The 14,125-nt window shown below is 68.2% G+C and carries 14 protein-coding genes; 4 read left to right on the forward strand and 10 right to left on the reverse strand.

What is annotated here, in order from left to right; all coding sequences use genetic code 11:
* The first annotated feature begins 102 nt into the window (after positions 1 to 102).
* Complete coding sequence (locus DIE15_RS15060; protein ID WP_006477992.1) at positions 103 to 603, forward strand: Lrp/AsnC family transcriptional regulator; 501 nt, start codon at positions 103 to 105, stop codon at positions 601 to 603.
* Here DIE15_RS15060 and DIE15_RS15065 read toward each other — a convergent pair.
* The 3 genes from DIE15_RS15065 to DIE15_RS15075 all read right to left on the reverse strand — a co-directional run bounded on the left by DIE15_RS15065 (position 590) and on the right by DIE15_RS15075 (position 3,449).
* Positions 590 to 1,099 carry a flavin reductase family protein gene (locus DIE15_RS15065; protein ID WP_057929327.1) on the reverse strand — a complete coding sequence of 170 codons (510 nt, stop codon included), beginning with the start codon at positions 1,097 to 1,099 and terminating at the stop codon, positions 590 to 592. The two genes, DIE15_RS15060 and DIE15_RS15065, sit on opposite strands and share 14 nt — an antisense overlap.
* A 281-nt stretch (positions 1,100 to 1,380) precedes the next feature.
* Positions 1,381 to 2,046 (reverse strand): hypothetical protein, encoded by a 666-nt coding sequence (locus DIE15_RS15070; protein ID WP_124833684.1) that lies wholly within the window; start codon positions 2,044 to 2,046, stop codon positions 1,381 to 1,383.
* Positions 2,043 to 3,449, reverse strand: a complete 1,407-nt coding sequence (locus DIE15_RS15075) for a selenium-binding protein SBP56-related protein (protein ID WP_124833685.1) — start codon at positions 3,447 to 3,449, stop codon at positions 2,043 to 2,045. Before DIE15_RS15075 ends, DIE15_RS15070 begins: the two co-directional genes overlap by 4 nt.
* 563 nt (positions 3,450 to 4,012) lie before the next feature.
* On the opposite strand from DIE15_RS15075, the gene msrA reads away from it, so the two are divergent.
* A complete protein-coding gene (gene msrA / locus DIE15_RS15080; protein ID WP_057929326.1) occupies positions 4,013 to 4,576 on the forward strand; it encodes a peptide-methionine (S)-S-oxide reductase MsrA in 564 nt (187 codons plus the stop codon).
* Positions 4,577 to 4,633: 57 nt separating this feature from the next.
* Here msrA and DIE15_RS15085 read toward each other — a convergent pair whose 3' ends face one another.
* The 3 genes from DIE15_RS15085 to pdxH all read right to left on the reverse strand — a co-directional run bounded on the left by DIE15_RS15085 (position 4,634) and on the right by pdxH (position 7,975).
* A complete protein-coding gene (locus DIE15_RS15085; protein WP_057929269.1) occupies positions 4,634 to 5,953 on the reverse strand; it encodes a DUF72 domain-containing protein in 1,320 nt (439 codons plus the stop codon).
* A 23-nt stretch (positions 5,954 to 5,976) separates the two neighbouring features.
* Positions 5,977 to 7,197 carry a cyclopropane-fatty-acyl-phospholipid synthase family protein gene (locus tag DIE15_RS15090; RefSeq protein WP_124833686.1) on the reverse strand — a complete coding sequence of 407 codons (1,221 nt, stop codon included), beginning with the start codon at positions 7,195 to 7,197 and terminating at the stop codon, positions 5,977 to 5,979.
* A gap of 133 nt (positions 7,198 to 7,330) precedes the next feature.
* On the reverse strand, positions 7,331 to 7,975 hold the full coding sequence (gene pdxH, locus DIE15_RS15095) for a pyridoxamine 5'-phosphate oxidase (protein WP_057929267.1): 645 nt from the start codon (positions 7,973 to 7,975) through the stop codon (positions 7,331 to 7,333).
* Positions 7,976 to 8,103: 128 nt separating this feature from the next.
* Between pdxH and DIE15_RS15100 the strand changes: the two genes are divergently transcribed.
* Positions 8,104 to 8,961, forward strand: coding sequence for a ThiF family adenylyltransferase (locus DIE15_RS15100; protein WP_124833687.1), 858 nt, complete (start codon positions 8,104 to 8,106; stop codon positions 8,959 to 8,961).
* 100 nt (positions 8,962 to 9,061) lie between these two features.
* Here the strand turns inward: DIE15_RS15100 and trxA are convergent, their stop codons facing one another.
* Both trxA and DIE15_RS15110 read right to left on the reverse strand, forming a co-directional pair.
* A complete protein-coding gene (gene trxA / locus DIE15_RS15105) occupies positions 9,062 to 9,907 on the reverse strand; it encodes a thioredoxin (protein WP_057929265.1) in 846 nt (281 codons plus the stop codon).
* A gap of 52 nt (positions 9,908 to 9,959) precedes the next feature.
* Positions 9,960 to 10,841 (reverse strand): pirin family protein, encoded by an 882-nt coding sequence (locus DIE15_RS15110; RefSeq protein ID WP_057929264.1) that lies wholly within the window; start codon positions 10,839 to 10,841, stop codon positions 9,960 to 9,962.
* Between the two features lie 288 nt (positions 10,842 to 11,129).
* Between DIE15_RS15110 and DIE15_RS15115 the strand changes: the two genes are divergently transcribed.
* Positions 11,130 to 12,008 carry an EamA family transporter gene (locus DIE15_RS15115; protein WP_185734470.1) on the forward strand — a complete coding sequence of 293 codons (879 nt, stop codon included), beginning with the start codon at positions 11,130 to 11,132 and terminating at the stop codon, positions 12,006 to 12,008.
* Between the two features lie 49 nt (positions 12,009 to 12,057).
* Here DIE15_RS15115 and DIE15_RS15120 read toward each other — a convergent pair whose 3' ends face one another.
* Together DIE15_RS15120 and tsaE are read right to left on the reverse strand one after the other, a co-directional pair.
* The gene (locus DIE15_RS15120) at positions 12,058 to 13,584 is read right to left on the reverse strand and encodes an N-acetylmuramoyl-L-alanine amidase (RefSeq protein ID WP_057929262.1); all 1,527 of its coding nucleotides are present in this window, start codon (positions 13,582 to 13,584) and stop codon (positions 12,058 to 12,060) included.
* A complete protein-coding gene (gene tsaE / locus DIE15_RS15125) occupies positions 13,566 to 14,117 on the reverse strand; it encodes a tRNA (adenosine(37)-N6)-threonylcarbamoyltransferase complex ATPase subunit type 1 TsaE (RefSeq protein ID WP_057929261.1) in 552 nt (183 codons plus the stop codon). The genes DIE15_RS15120 and tsaE overlap by 19 nt, the downstream gene beginning before the upstream one ends.
* Positions 14,118 to 14,125 lie beyond the last annotated feature (8 nt).

Below are 14,125 nucleotides of genomic sequence, written 5' to 3' on the forward strand. Positions count from 1 at the left end.
CGAATGATAGGTGGACGCTCGCAGAAAGTGCTTGCGAAATAAACATGGACAATCCGCTGGATTGGCAGATAATTCGAATCAGACGGAAAACGGGGATCAAAAATGCACGCGATCACGCTCGATGCCACCGACTGCCGGATTCTGGCGGTACTGCAGGAGGAGGGCAGAATCAGCAATCTCGACCTGGCCGAACGCATCTCGCTTTCGCCGTCGGCCTGCCTGCGCCGGATGCGCCTGCTCGAGGAGCAGGGCGTAATCGAGCACTATCGCGCGTGCCTGAGCCGCGAGAAGCTCGGCTTCGAGCTCGAGGCGTTCGTGCAGGTGTCGATGCGCAACGAAGAGAATCAATGGCACGAGCGCTTCGCGGAAGCGCTGCGCGAATGGCCGGAGGTGGTCGGCGCGTTCGTCGTGACGGGCGAGAGCCACTATCTGCTGCGCGTGCTCGCGCACAACCTCAAGCACTATTCGGATTTCGTGCTGAACCGGCTCTACAAGGCGCCGGGCGTGATGGACATCCGTTCGAACATCGTGCTGCAGACGCTGAAGGACGAAGCGGGCGCGCCGGTCGGGCTGGCGCGCACCGGGGCGATCAAAGCGGTGTGAGGCCGTGGAAGCCGCCGCCGTGGAACACGAGCGGCGGCGCGGCGTCCGACACGGCGCGCACGCCGCAGCGTTCCACTTCGCCGACGAAGATCACGTGGTCGCCTTCGTCGTAGCGGCTGCGGTTGTGACATTCGAACCATGCGAGCGCACCGTCGAGCACCGGCATGCCCGAGTTGCCGGCCGCATGCGCGATTCCCTCGAAGCGGTCGCCCTTGTAGGTCGAGAAGCGCTTGCACAGGTCGAGCTGCGATGCCGCGAGCACGTTCACCACGTAATGGCTGTTGCTGCGGAACACAGGTGTCGACGCCGATTTGTGCGCGAGGCTCCACAGCACGAGCGGCGGATCGAGCGACACCGAGTTGAACGAGCTCGCGGTGATGCCGATCAGTTGCCCGGACGGCGCTTGCGTCGTGATGACGGTCACGCCCGTCGCGAACTGGCCGAGCGCCTGGCGGAATGCGGCCGCATCGAAATCCGGCGGGGTGGCGTGGTTCATCGGGCGGCCATCCGGAACGAAACGGACGGGCGCGGCGCGCGGCGGATGCAACGGGCGCGGCGGACGAAAGGCGGCAAGGCCGGGGCGGTCGGTTGGGAAGTGGTGCGCATGGCCCGATTTTAGCGGAATCGCGACCGCCGGGCCCGTGCGGACGGCGCATTGCGGGGTGAGCGTGCGGTAGCGAACACTGCCGTGCGGCGCTGCAATCGCCGCGGAACGGCCGTTCCGTCGCGTTTTGCCATGCGCCATCCGCGGCCGTGCCGGGCGCCGCACGCCGGACGCTACCGCGCCGCCGCCAGCCCGAGCGACAGCGCGCCCGTCAGGATCAGGCTCGACGCCCACACCGCGTCGAGGTTGAACCAGCTCCGCGCAACGAACTTCAGCCCGAGATAGCGGTACACGAGCCACGCGAGCACGCCGCCCGCGCCGATCATCGCGGCGGCGTGCACGGCCGCGACGACGAGCGCCATCCCGAGATGCGCGTCGACGAGCGTGGCCGCCGCGCGATGGCCGGCGTCCCGGTCGAGCCCGCAGAGCCCGAGATAGATCGGCACCAGCATCAGGCCCGCGCCGTGCGCGAGTGCGACCGCGAACGACCACAGCCCGAGCCGCGCGGGCGGAATCCGCGCGAGCGCACGCGGATGGCGCCGCCGGATCAGCAGCACGGCGCCGAAGCCGATCACGAGCGCGCTCGCGCCGATCCGGATCGCCGACTGCCACGCGAGCAACGCGGCGAGCAGCCCGAACGGCAGCATCACCATGAATACCGCGAGCGCATGACCGAGCGCGAGATAGCCGAGCGCCGCGACGAGCGCGCCGATGCGGCGCGTCATCAGCGCGTTCGACACCGCGAGCGGCCAGCCCATCGCCGGATTGAGCCCGTGATAGACGCCGCTCGCGAGCACGGCCGCCCACAGCGCGAGCGGCGCGGAGAGGCCGGTGCTCAACGCTTGACCGACGGATAGCAGAACGAGTCGGTCGAGCAGTCGCCGCCTTCGAGCCGGATCTGGTGCGCGCGATAGCCGTCGGGGAAGTCGACCCAGTAGTCGTCGGCGAGCGTCAGCCCGCCGTCCGGCCCCGCATGCGCGAGCACCTGTGCGGCTGGCACGCCGTCCGGATAGAACTGGTCGTCCCACGTCGAGTAGAGCGAGTTGGTCCAGTACACGCGCCGGCCGTCGCGGCTGATCTCGACCATCTGCGGGCCGCCCGCGAATGCGCGGCCGTTCGTGTGCGGCGCGCGGTGCACGATCCCGCCGATGCGTACCGACCCCGCGAGCACCGGGTGATGCGGATCCGACACGTCGTACTGGCGCATCTCGCCCGTGCCCCAGCACGACACGTACAGGAAACGGTCGTCGAGCGACAGGTCGATGTCGGTCACGAGCGGCGGCACCGCGCCGAACCCTTTCAGCAGCGGCGGCAATTCGTCGGCCGCGGCCGGCTCGGGCGGGATCGTCGCGGTCTTCTTCACATGGAACTGGCCGTCCTCGCGCCACCAGGTCCAGATCGATCCTTCGAGGTTGGTCGTGTCGACCACGACGCCGACGAACCCGTATTCGCGCACCGGATCGTGCGCGGGCCGCACCTCGAGCGCCATCTGGTGCTGCGCGCCGAGATCGATCGTCTGCACGTTGCGCCGCGCGCGCAGATCCCAGAAATGCAGCCGGTGGCCATAGCGGTTCGCGAGCAGGTCTTCCGGCACGATGCCGTTCTCGAATTGCGGCGGCAGCGCCCATTCGCTCGACACCATGTAGTCGCGCGGCAGGTTCCACCAGAAGTCGTAATGCTTGTCCTGCGGGCCGCGGTCGATTTCCCAGCGGCCGAGCACGTCGAAGGTCTCGCAGTCCATGATGAAGATGCCGGGCGCACCGTCGGTGCCGTCCTTGCCCGCGCCGCCGAGCGTGCTCACGTAGATGCCCTCGGGGCCGCAATGGACCGTATGCGGGCGCGAATAGCCGGTCTTCGCGAAGATCTCGTCGGGCTCGATGATCTTGTGGATGCGCGCCTGCGTCGGGTGCGGCTTCGTGTCGATCACGTAGATGCGCGACGAGCGCAGGCCGGGGATGATCAGGAAGCGACGCTCGAGAAACGCATGGCCGGTAAGCGGCGACAGCGACGACGAACACGCATTCCAGCCGAAGTGGTGAAACTCGTCGCCGGTGTTCGGCATCGTCACCGTGTGCACGATCTTGCCGTAGGTCGCCGAGCCGGGCTTCACGTCGATCACGGCGAGCGCGTCGGGTCTGGAAAAATCGGGGCTCAGCAACAACGTATAGGCAAATTCTTCCGCCGGCGCCTGCATCGCGAGTTCCGGCGAAGCGTGAAATGTCGGGTCAGGCCGCATGCTCATCGTAGTGCCTCTCTCGGTTGTATCGGATCACGGACGCATGGCCGTTTGCTGCGGGCGTGCGGGTCGAACGGTTGCGAGATGCGAATGCGCCGGCGGCCGCCTGCGTTGGAGGACGCGCGGTGCAGTGCATCAGGTCGGGACAGCGGGGAAGCGTGGTGCAGCGGATCGCCGCGCATGCGGCGCAACGGACACATCGCGACGCAATGGTGCGGTGGAAGCGATGGCGCGCGGGGCGCCGGTCGTCGGGCCCGCAAGGCGGACGGTATCTGCGAAGGCATGCATATCGATGTTCCGGCAGATGATGTTGGCATCAGGGCGGGCATGCATCGGACGCTGCGTGCAGCCGGACGGTGTGCCGTCGCGGCGAAGCGTGCCTAAGTGTAGTCGAGAAACGGGCAGCCGGTGGTGCGCGGCGCGCGTGCGTTTCTGCCGGATTCGTGCGCGAGTGAGATACTTGAACGCGTGCCGCTTCGCGCCGGGCAACCGGCGCGGCGGCGATACGGACCGGCGGCGCCGGCGCGTGCCTGCGTGCGGGCCGCCGTCATCAACGAGGTAATGATTTCATGGTGAACGAGATGCTTGAAACCGCGACCGTGGGCGGCGGGTGCTTCTGGTGCACGGAGGCCGTGTTTCTCGACGTCGACGGCGTGACGGCCGTCCAGTCGGGCTATGCGGGCGGCCATACGCGCAATCCCGGCTATCGCGATGTGTGCGACGGCGACACCGGTCACGCGGAGGTCGTGAACGTGACGTTCGATCCGGCGCGCATCGGTTATCGCGAGATCCTCGAGATCTTCTTCGCGACGCACGATCCGACCCAGCTGAACCGGCAAGGAAACGACGTCGGCACGCAGTACCGTTCGGTCGTGTTCACGCATTCGGACGAGCAGCGCGACATCGCGCTCGACGTGATCCGCGAGCTGGAGCGCGAGCACGTGTTCGGGCAGCCGATCGTCACGCAGGTCGTGCCGCTCGACGGCAACTACTGGCCGGCCGAGGACTATCACCAGAACTATTACGCACGCAATCCGGGGCAGGGCTACTGCTCGGTCGTGATCGGGCCGAAGCTCGCGAAATTCCGCCAGAAGTTCTCGCACCGGCTGAAGTCGCTGCGCGGCGGCGCGTAATCGGCCCGCAAGCCTGCAAGCCTGCAAGCGGCGCCGGCACCCTACCGCCGCCGACCCCTACGCCGCCTCGCTGCGCCAGTGCGCGCACGCGGCGGCGATCTCGCGTGCAAGCGCGAGGCACGACAGCGGCGCGGAGCCTTCCGCCTTGTTGTTGATCGTGATGATCACCGGCTGTCCGGCCAGCGCGTAGCGCGCGGCCAGCTCGGCGAGCGCGGAGCGCGTGGCCGGATCCTCGTCGACGAGCTTGTCGAACGGCTCGTACTTCGCTTTCGCCTGTTCGTACTTGAACCCGCCATGCAGGCTCCAGCGCACGATCAGCGGGCCCGGCGCATCGCCGTCGAGCAGCGCGAGCGCGGCGGCCTGCCGCAGCGGGTCCGGCATCCGCGCATGCAGGCCGACGCAGTAGCGCACACCCAGCGCCGCGAGCGCGCGGATGAAGCGCGGCGTGAGCAGGCTCGCGTCGCGGATCTCGATCGCGTAGCGCGTGCCGTCGGCGTCCGGCGGCAGCGGCGGCAGCGCCGCGAAGAACGCCGACAGCCGGTCGATCAGCGCGGCCGGTTCGGCGAGCAGTTGATCGGGCATCGGCGAAAACTGGAACACCAGCACGCCGGCCTTCCTGCCGAGCCCTTCGAGGCACGGCTGCACGAATTCCCGGGTGGCGAGCTGCGCGTCGAGAAAGGTCGGGTTCGGGCCCGACGGTTCGCCGCGCCGGCCGCGCACGACCGCGTCGGTGACGGACGCCGGCGCCTTCACGACGAAGCGGAAGTCGTCCGGCACCTGCTGCGCGTAGCGCAGGTAGTCGGCCACCGACAGCGGGCCGTAGAACGACCGGTCGAGACTCACGCTCTTCAGCAGCGGATGCGCGCCGTACGCCTCGAGTCCCTCGCGCGACAGTTTTGTCTGCGCGAAATCGCCGTCGTAGACGATGCCGTCCCAGCCGGGGAAATACCACGACGACGTGCCGAGCCGCACATTCGGCGGCAGGGCGGCGGCCGCTTCGGCGACGTCCGCGGAAACCGGCGCGGGCGGCACGCCGCGCCGGCGCTGGCCCTTCTTCGGCGGCGCGGCCGGCGGGGACGGTTCGTCCCACAGCAGGCCGGAGGCGGGAGGCGGTTCCGGTTCCTCGTCGGAGGAAGGGCGGGGCGATGCACGGCTGGCGTGCGCAGGCGGCCTTGCCGGCCGTGCCGCGTCGTGCTCGTGCGGCGTCACGCGTTCGCCGGGGCCGGCAGGGTCGTCGTCATCCGCGGGCGCAGCCGCGCGCGCGTCGTCGGGTGGCCCGCCGAACAGGTCGAACTGCCCGTCGGCGTGCGACCCGTCCGGTGCGTCGCGCTGCTGTCGTTGCGGCGGCGTGTTGCGCCGCGTCCTGCCGTCACCCATGCCTGCCCAGCGTGAAGTGCCGCCTAGCGCGGCAGCGTGTGTTCGTACATGTAGCGCCGCGACCACGGTAGCGTTTTCGCGCTGCGTCCGGCCTTGCGGCACACGATCTGGAAGATCGACACGTCGTCGTGCTCGAACGCATACGCGCAACCGGCGAGGTACACGCGCCAGATGCGAAATTTTTCGTCGTCGACGAGCGAGCGCGCCTCATCCGCCTTCGCCTCGAAGTTCTCGGTCCAGATCTCGAGCGTGCGCGCATAGTGCCGCCGCAGGCTTTCGACGTCAATCGCCTCGAGCCCGCCGCGCTGCGCCGCTTCGAGCGCGAGGCTGATGTGCGGCAGCTCGCCGTCCGGGAACACGTAGCGGTCGATGAATTCGCCGCCGCCGAGGGCCGTCTCGCCGCTTTCCGCGTCGGTCGACGTGATCCCGTGGTTCATCGCGATGCCTTCGTCGGTCAGCAGGTCGTGCAAGCGCGAGAAATAGAGCGGCAGGTTCTTGCGGCCGACGTGCTCGAACATCCCGACGCTCGTGATGCGGTCGAACTGGCCCTCGATCTCGCGGTAGTCCTGCAGGCGGATCTCGATCTTGTCCTCGAGCCCGGCGGCCTTCACGCGCGCGGTCGCGAGATCGAACTGGTTCTGCGACAGCGTCACGCCCAGGCACGTCGCGCCGAACTTCTGCGCGGCGCGCAGCACGAGCGCGCCCCAGCCGCAGCCGATGTCGAGCAGCCGCTGGCCGGGCTCGAGCCGGATCTTGGTCAGGATGTGGTCGATCTTCTTGATCTGCGCGGTCGCGAGATCCTCGTCGCCGTTCTCGAAGTACGCGCACGAATACACCATGTTCTCGTCGAGCCACAGCTGGTAGAACTCGTTCGAGACGTCGTAGTGATACTGGATCGCCTTCTTGTCGGTGTTCTTCGTGTGATTGAAGTAGCGCTTCACGCGCGCGAGCTTGCTTGCGCTGGTGACCGTGCTGCGCGCGAGCGAGTAGCTGATGTTGATGATGTCCGACAGCCGGCCTTCGATGTCGATCTTGCCCTTCACGTACGCCTCGCCGAGATTGTCGAGGCTCGGTTCGAGCAGGAGCGGCAACGCGGACGCGCTGTTGACCTTCAGCGTGACCTGTGGCGCGCTGAAGGTGCCGAAATCGAGTTGATCGCCGTTCCACAGCACGAGGCGCGCCGGTATGTTCGCCTTCGCCCGTACTTCGTCCGCCCACTGTGCCAGCTTCTTTTCCCAGAACATTTGGAATCTCCGTTTGTTCGTTGAATCGAATACAGCCAAGTATCTTGACCGGCGCCCGCCCCTCGCGAGGCGGGAGCCCGAATGCAACACGAGACACGACCGGCATGCGCCGGCACCGCGGCCGCAGTTCGGCTTACGGCGACAGGCGCGAGATCGTCCAGCCAGACGCCGCCGCGGCGTCGCGCGTATAGAGCAGGCGGTCGTGCAGCCGCGACGGGCGGCCTTGCCAGAACTCGATCGCGTCGGGCACGACGCGGTAACCGCCCCAGTGCGGTGGACGCGGCGGGTTCTCGCCGTAGCGAGCGGCCACATCCTTCTCGCGCGCTTCGAGCGTCGCGCGGCTATCGATCACCGCGCTCTGCTCGGACGCCCACGCACCGATGCGCGAGCCGAGCGGGCGCGACGCGAAATAGCGGTCGCTTTCATCGGCACTGGTTTTCTCGATCCGGCCTTCGATGCGCACCTGGCGCTCGAGCTCGATCCAGTAGAACAGCAGCGCCGCGTGCGGATGGGCGGCGAGGTCGCGCCCCTTGCGGCTTTCGTAATTGGTAAAGAAGACGAACCCGCGTTCGTCGACGCCCTTGATGAGCACAATTCGGGCCGACGGCCGGCCGTTATCGCCGACGGTGGCGAGCGTCATCGTGTTCGGCTCGGGGAGCTTGGCGGCGAGCGCCTCCTTGAACCAGCGATCGAACTGGGCGAAGGGGTCGGGGGCGGCATCGGCTTCGTCGAGCGAAGCACGCGAATAATTGATGCGGAGATCGGCGAGAGTCGTCATGTTATGCAAACGCTTCAATCTGGGGCCAGTATAGCGAACGCGCGAGAATCGTGCGTGCACAGTGGCGCGTGCGGGCGGGGAGTTCAGGCAAAATAGAGGGCTGCTCGACTTACGTTTTCCTTGCTGCCATGTCCGCTGCCGACACTGCCCCGCCCAGTTCCTCTGATCTTACCCCGACCCCGACAATCCAGCTTGACGTGGATCGCGAACGCCGCTTCGGCGGCATCGCGCGGCTGTACGGCGCCCCTGCGCTCGCCGCGTTCGAGGGTGCGCACGTCGCCGTGATCGGCATCGGCGGCGTCGGATCGTGGACGGCCGAGGCGCTCGCGCGCAGCGCGATCGGCTCGCTGACACTGATCGATCTCGACAACGTCGCCGAAAGCAATACGAACCGGCAGATCCACGCGCTCGACGGCAATTACGGCAAGCCGAAGGTCGACGCGATGGCCGAGCGGATCGCGCTGATCGATCCCGCGTGCCGCGTGAACCGGATCGAGGACTTCGCGGAACCCGAGAACTTCGACACGTTGCTCGGCGGCGGCTTCGACTACGTGATCGACGCAATCGACAGCGTGCGCACGAAGGTTGCGCTGATCGCGTGGTGCGTTGCGAAAGGGCAGCCGCTCGTCACGGTCGGCGGTGCCGGCGGGCAGCTCGACCCGACGCGCATCCGCATCGACGATCTCGCGCTGACGATCCAGGATCCGCTGCTGTCGAAGGTGCGCGCGCAGCTGCGCAAGCAGCACGGCTTTCCGCGCGGGCCGAAGGCGCGCTTCAAGATCAGCGCCGTGTATTCGGACGAGCCGCTGATCTATCCGGAAGCGGCCGCTTGCGACATCGAGGACGGCGCGGAGCCGTCTGCTGCCGCGCATGTCGCGGGGCTCAATTGCGCGGGGTTCGGTTCGAGCGTGTGCGTGACCGCGAGCTTCGGTTTCGCGGCCGCCGCGTATGCGCTGCGGGCGATCGCGGCGCGGGCCGCGGGCTGATCCGCAAATCGATCGGCGCGCGACGGCATGCTGCGGCGCGGCAGGCCAGCCGCGCGCGACGACGATGCAGCCGGGCCATGGCGGCCCGGCCGGTCGTTCGTCAGTTGAGCGCCATGCTCAGCTTGCGCCGCCATGCGGCGACGAGCTCGGGGCGATCGCCCGCCAGCTCGAACACCGAAATCATCGTGCGGCGGCCGAGATCGTCGCCATACGCGCGATCGCGCAACACGATTTCCAGCAATTGCTCGAGCGCGCCTTCGTACGCGCGTCGCGCGATCAGGCTCTGCGCGAGGTCGAAGCGTGCGTCGAGATCGGCGGGGTTCGCCGCGATGCGCGCTTCGAGCGCGTCGGTCGGCGGCAGGTCGGCCGTCGCGTCGAGCGCATCGAAACGGGTCTTGATCGCCTGGTAGCGCGGATCGGCACCCTGTACGGTCGGCGACAGGCGCTCGGCCTCGGCGCGCGCGGCCTCCACCTGGTTGCTCGCGAGCAGCAGCTCGATCAGGTCGAGCCGTGCGTCGTCGTAGCCGGGGTTCAGCGCAAGCGCCGCTTCGAGGTGGGTGAGCGCATCGTCGTAGCGCGACTCGGCGATCGCGTATTGCGCGGCGCGGCGTTCGGCTTCGTCGGGCGCCGGCAGCAGCCGGTCGAGGAATGCGCGTAACTGGCCCTCCGGCAGCACGCCGACGAACTGGTCGACCGGGCGCCCGTCGGCAAACGCGATCACGTGCGGGATGCTGCGCGTCTGGAAGTGCGCGGCGAGCTCCTGGTTCTCGTCGACGTTCACCTTCACGAGCTTCCAGCGGCCTTCGTAGTCGGCTTCGAGCTTTTCGAGCAGCGGACCGAGCGTCTTGCAGGGGCCGCACCACGGCGCCCAGAAGTCGACCAGCACGGGCGTGTCCAGCGACGCCTCGATGACGTCTTTCTCGAAAGTGGCAAGCGTGGTGTCCATGTCGTTCTCTTCCGTTCGAATGTCGTCAGGATGGGGGCGGCGCGCCCTTTTTTCAACGCGGCTTCGATTCGGGCAGCGGAATCCACTCGGTTTCGCCGGGCACCTTGCCCATTTCCTGGTTCGTCCAGGCCACTTTCGCGCGCTCGATCGCGTCGCGGCTGCTGGCAACGAAATTCCATTCGATGAAGCGTTCGCCGTCGATCTTGTCGCCGCCCAGCAGCATCGCGCGTGCGCCGTTGACGCTCGCGAGCGTGACGGTTGCACCCGGCGCGAGCACGGCCATCTGCTCGGCCGGCACCGGCGTGCCGTCGATCGTCAGGTCGCCGTCGACCACGTAGACCGCGCGTTCCGCGTGCGACGCGTCGAGTTCGAGGCGGCCGCCGGCCGCGAATTCGGCGGCGACGTACAGCGTGCGCGAGAACGTCGTGACGGGCGAGCGCAGGCCGAACGCGTCGCCGGCGATCACCGTCAGCGACACGCCGTCTTCGTTGCGCTTGGGCAGCGTGTCGGCCGCATGGTGCTCGAACGACGGCTCGGTGGTCTCGTGGGCGACGGGCAGCGCGACCCAGGTCTGGATCCCGTGCACCGTATGGCCGCTCGCGCGCTGCGCGTCGGGCGTGCGCTCCGAATGGACGATGCCGCGGCCGGCCGTCATCCAGTTCACGTCGCCCGGTACGATCTCCTGCAGCGAGCCGAGGCTGTCGCGGTGCAGGATCGCGCCGTCGAACAGGTAGGTCACGGTGGCAAGCCCGATGTGCGGGTGCGGACGCACGTCGAGCCCGGTGCCGGCCGGCAGCGCCGCGGGCCCCATGTGATCGAAGAAGATGAACGGTCCGACGAGGCGCGCGGCGAGCGCGGGCAGCGTGCGGCGTACCTGCAGGTTGCCGATGTCGCGGATGTGCGGCTTCAGCAAGGCTTTGATCGGATCAGTCATGACGGGCCTCGTGCGGAACGGCTGGAATGCCGGTCATTGTACTGGCGTCGCCGCGGCGAAGCGCGCAACGGCCGTGACGCGCGCGCAGTCCGGCGGTGTCGGTGCAGGGGCGGGCACGCGCGATGTGGTTTTGCGGTTTTCCGCTGCCGCTCAGTTGCCGCTCAGTTGCCGCTCAGTCACCGCACGTTGCCGATTCCATGCGCGCCGTGCGGGTATCGGGCCATGCGGCGAAACCCGGTAGACTGACCGGCTTCAGAACGACCCGTCGAAATCGAGGAGACGCCGATGATGGCCCCGAAGGACTTGCTGCTCGCGCTGGTCGTGATCCTGGCGTGGGGCGTGAACTTCGTCGTGATCAAGGTCGGCCTGCACGGGATGCCGCCGATGCTGCTCGGCGCGCTGCGCTTCACGCTCGCGGCGGTGCCCGCGGTGTTCTTCGTACGCCGGCCGCAGATTCCGTGGCGCATGCTGATCCTGTACGGCGCGACGATCCAGCTCGGCCAGTTCGTATTCCTGTTCACCGGCATGTACGTCGGCATGCCGGCCGGCCTCGCGTCGCTCGTGCTGCAGTCGCAGGCGTTCTTCACGCTGGTGTTCGCGATGCTGTTCCTCGGCGAGCGGCTGCGCGTGCAGAACCTGATCGGGCTTGCGATCGCCGCAGCCGGGCTCGTCGTGATCGCGGTGCAGGGCGGCGGCGCGATGACGCTCGCAGGCTTCCTGCTGACCATCTGCTCGGCCGCGATGTGGGCGTTCGGCAACATCGTCACGAAGAAGGTCGGCCGTGCGAACCTCGTGTCGCTCGTCGTGTGGGCGAGCCTCGTGCCGCCCGTGCCGTTCTTCCTGCTGTCGCTGTGGTTCGAGGGGCCGCAGCGGATCGAGGCCGCGCTAGTCGGGCTGGACGGCCCGTCGATCTTCGCGGTCGTCTATCTCGCGTTCATCGCGACGCTCGTCGGCTACGGCTTGTGGAGCCGGCTGATGTCGCGCTATCCGGCCGCGCAGGTCGCGCAGTTCTCGCTGCTGGTGCCGATCGTCGGGCTCGCGTCGTCGGCGCTGCTGCTCGACGAGCACCTGACACGGGCGCAGCTGATCGGCGCCGCGCTCGTGATGGGCGGGCTTGCGGTGAACGTGTTCGGCGGGAAGCTGATGCGCCGCTTCGCGGCGTCGTGACGCGCCGGCACGCAGCGCGTGCCGGCGGCGCGGGAGGAGCGGCCGTGCTTCAGGCCATCCGGCTCTTCGCGAGCGGCGGATTCGCGGCAAAGTAACGCTTGATGCCGCGGAAGATCGCGTCGGCCATCTCGTCGCGATAGCTGTCGTCGTTGAGCCTGCGCTCTTCGTCCGGGTTGCTGATGAACGCGGTCTCGACGAGGATCGACGGAATGTCGGGCGCCTTCAGCACCGCGAATCCGGCCTGCTCGACCGAGCCCTTGTGCAGCTTGTTGATGCCGCCGACTTCTTTCAGCACGTAGTTGCCGTAGCGCAGCGAATCGCGAATCTGCGCGGTCGTCGACATGTCGAACAGCGCGCGGCTCACGGCTGCGTCCTGCGTCTTGATGTTGATGCCGCCGATCAGGTCGGACGAGTTCTCCTTGTTCGCGAGCCAGCGCGCGGCGGCGCTCGACGCACCGTGGTCGGACAGCGCGAATACCGACGAGCCGCGCGCGGACGGCGTCGTGAACGCATCCGCGTGGATCGACACGAAGAGATCCGCGCCGACGCGGCGTGCCTTCTGCACGCGCACGTTCAGCGGCACGAAGAAGTCGGCGTCGCGCGTCATCATCGCGCGCATGTTCGGCGCGCCGTCGATCTTCGCGCGCAGTTTCTTCGCGATGTCGAGCGCGATGTGCTTCTCGTACGTGCCGCCGCCGCCGATCGCGCCCGGATCCTCGCCGCCGTGGCCCGGATCGATCGCGACCGTCAGCAGGCGCACGGTGCCGCCCTTGCCGGATTTCGGCGCGGTGAACTTGTAGGTGTCGCCGTCGTCCTCGCTGTCGTCGCGGCGCGCGATGACGGGCGGCGGCTTGACGGCCGGCTTCGCGGGCGTGGAAGGCGTCGTGGCGGCCGGTGGCGTGCGCGGCGTGGCCGGCGTATTCTGCGCGAAGCGCTGGAAGAACGCGTCGCTGTTGTCGCCCGTGCCGGGCGGCGGTGTGGCCGGGCCCGCGAGCGCGGTCGGCGGCTGCATCTGCTGCGCGCGCGCGGAGTCGTTGAGCGCCTGTTCCTTGCGTTCGGTCTGCGCGATCAGGTCGGTCAGCGGATCGGGCGCGACGGCCGGATACAGGTCGAACACGAGCCGGTACTTGTAGGTGCCCACCGGCGGCAGCGTGAACACCTGCGGTTTCACCGAGCCTTTCAGGTCGAACACCATCCGCACGACGTGCGGCTGGTACTGGCCGACGCGCACCGACTGGATCTGCGGATCGTTCGGCGCGATCTTCGACACGAGGTCACGCAGCGCCTGGTCGAGATCGAGCCCGTTCAGGTCGACGACGAGCCGGTCGGGCCCCTGCAACAGCTGTTGGCTATTCTGCAGCGGCTGGTCGGATTCGATCGTGACGCGCGTGTAATCGCGCGCCGGCCACACGCGCACGCCGAGCACCGACGACGCGTGCGCGAGCCGCGGTGCGACGAGACCGAGCACCAGCGTCGACGCGCCCGCGCACAGGATCTGGCGGCGCCGCCAGTTGTGCGTCGCGGTGGCCGCCGATTCGATCGAGCGGAACGGTTTGATCAACATCTTTCGAGACATGCCTTTCCTGAAGCGCTGTACGCCCGGACGGTGAGGGCGCGGCCGTCGCCATCCACGTCGAGCGAGAAAACCAGATCGGGCACGCCGAGCAGGGTGCCCGCCTGTTGCGGCCATTCGACGAGACAGATCGCGCTGGAATTGAAATATTCGCGAAAGCCTGCGTCGGACCACTCGGCCGGATCGTTGAATCGATACAGATCGAAGTGATAGACCTCAAGTTCCCCGTCGTCGCGTGCGAACGCATAGGGTTCGACGAGCGTGTAGGTCGGGCTGCGTACGCGTCCCGGGTGGCCGAGGCCGCGCAGGATCGCGCGCACGAGGGTCGTCTTGCCCGCGCCGAGGTCGCCGATCAACTGGATCTGCAGCCCGTCGAACGCGTGCGCGTGGGCGAGTTCGCTGCGTGCCGCGTCGAGCGCGTGCGCGAAGCGGGTGCCGAAGGCCTCGGTCGCCGCTTCGTCGGCGAGTGCGATCACGCGCTCCGCGAGCGGGGCGGGCAGCGTGTCGGCATGAGGCGTATGGGACGTGGCTGGCATTCTCGTAA

The sequence above is a fragment of the Burkholderia sp. Bp9031 genome (genome assembly GCF_003857965.1).
In the GTDB taxonomy this organism is placed as follows: Bacteria; Pseudomonadota; Gammaproteobacteria; order Burkholderiales; family Burkholderiaceae; genus Burkholderia; species Burkholderia ambifaria_A.

Bases quoted from the DNA above. Each gene is read 5' to 3' on its own strand.
- DIE15_RS15065 (WP_057929327.1), bottom strand. From the start codon at position 1,099: ATGAACCACGCCACCCCGCCGGATTTCGATGCGGCCGCATTCCGCCAG.
- DIE15_RS15060 (WP_006477992.1), top strand. From the start codon at position 103: ATGCACGCGATCACGCTCGATGCCACCGACTGCCGGATTCTGGCGGTA.
- DIE15_RS15110 (WP_057929264.1), bottom strand. From the start codon at position 10,841: ATGACTGATCCGATCAAAGCCTTGCTGAAGCCGCACATCCGCGACATC.
- DIE15_RS15120 (WP_057929262.1), bottom strand. From the start codon at position 13,584: ATGTCTCGAAAGATGTTGATCAAACCGTTCCGCTCGATCGAATCGGCG.
- DIE15_RS15075 (WP_124833685.1), bottom strand. From the start codon at position 3,449: ATGAGCATGCGGCCTGACCCGACATTTCACGCTTCGCCGGAACTCGCG.
- tsaE (WP_057929261.1), bottom strand. From the start codon at position 14,117: ATGCCAGCCACGTCCCATACGCCTCATGCCGACACGCTGCCCGCCCCG.
- DIE15_RS15115 (WP_185734470.1), top strand. From the start codon at position 11,130: ATGGCCCCGAAGGACTTGCTGCTCGCGCTGGTCGTGATCCTGGCGTGG.
- DIE15_RS15090 (WP_124833686.1), bottom strand. From the start codon at position 7,197: ATGTTCTGGGAAAAGAAGCTGGCACAGTGGGCGGACGAAGTACGGGCG.
- msrA (WP_057929326.1), top strand. From the start codon at position 4,013: ATGGTGAACGAGATGCTTGAAACCGCGACCGTGGGCGGCGGGTGCTTC.
- DIE15_RS15085 (WP_057929269.1), bottom strand. From the start codon at position 5,953: ATGGGTGACGGCAGGACGCGGCGCAACACGCCGCCGCAACGACAGCAG.
- DIE15_RS15100 (WP_124833687.1), top strand. From the start codon at position 8,104: ATGTCCGCTGCCGACACTGCCCCGCCCAGTTCCTCTGATCTTACCCCG.
- pdxH (WP_057929267.1), bottom strand. From the start codon at position 7,975: ATGACGACTCTCGCCGATCTCCGCATCAATTATTCGCGTGCTTCGCTC.
- trxA (WP_057929265.1), bottom strand. From the start codon at position 9,907: ATGGACACCACGCTTGCCACTTTCGAGAAAGACGTCATCGAGGCGTCG.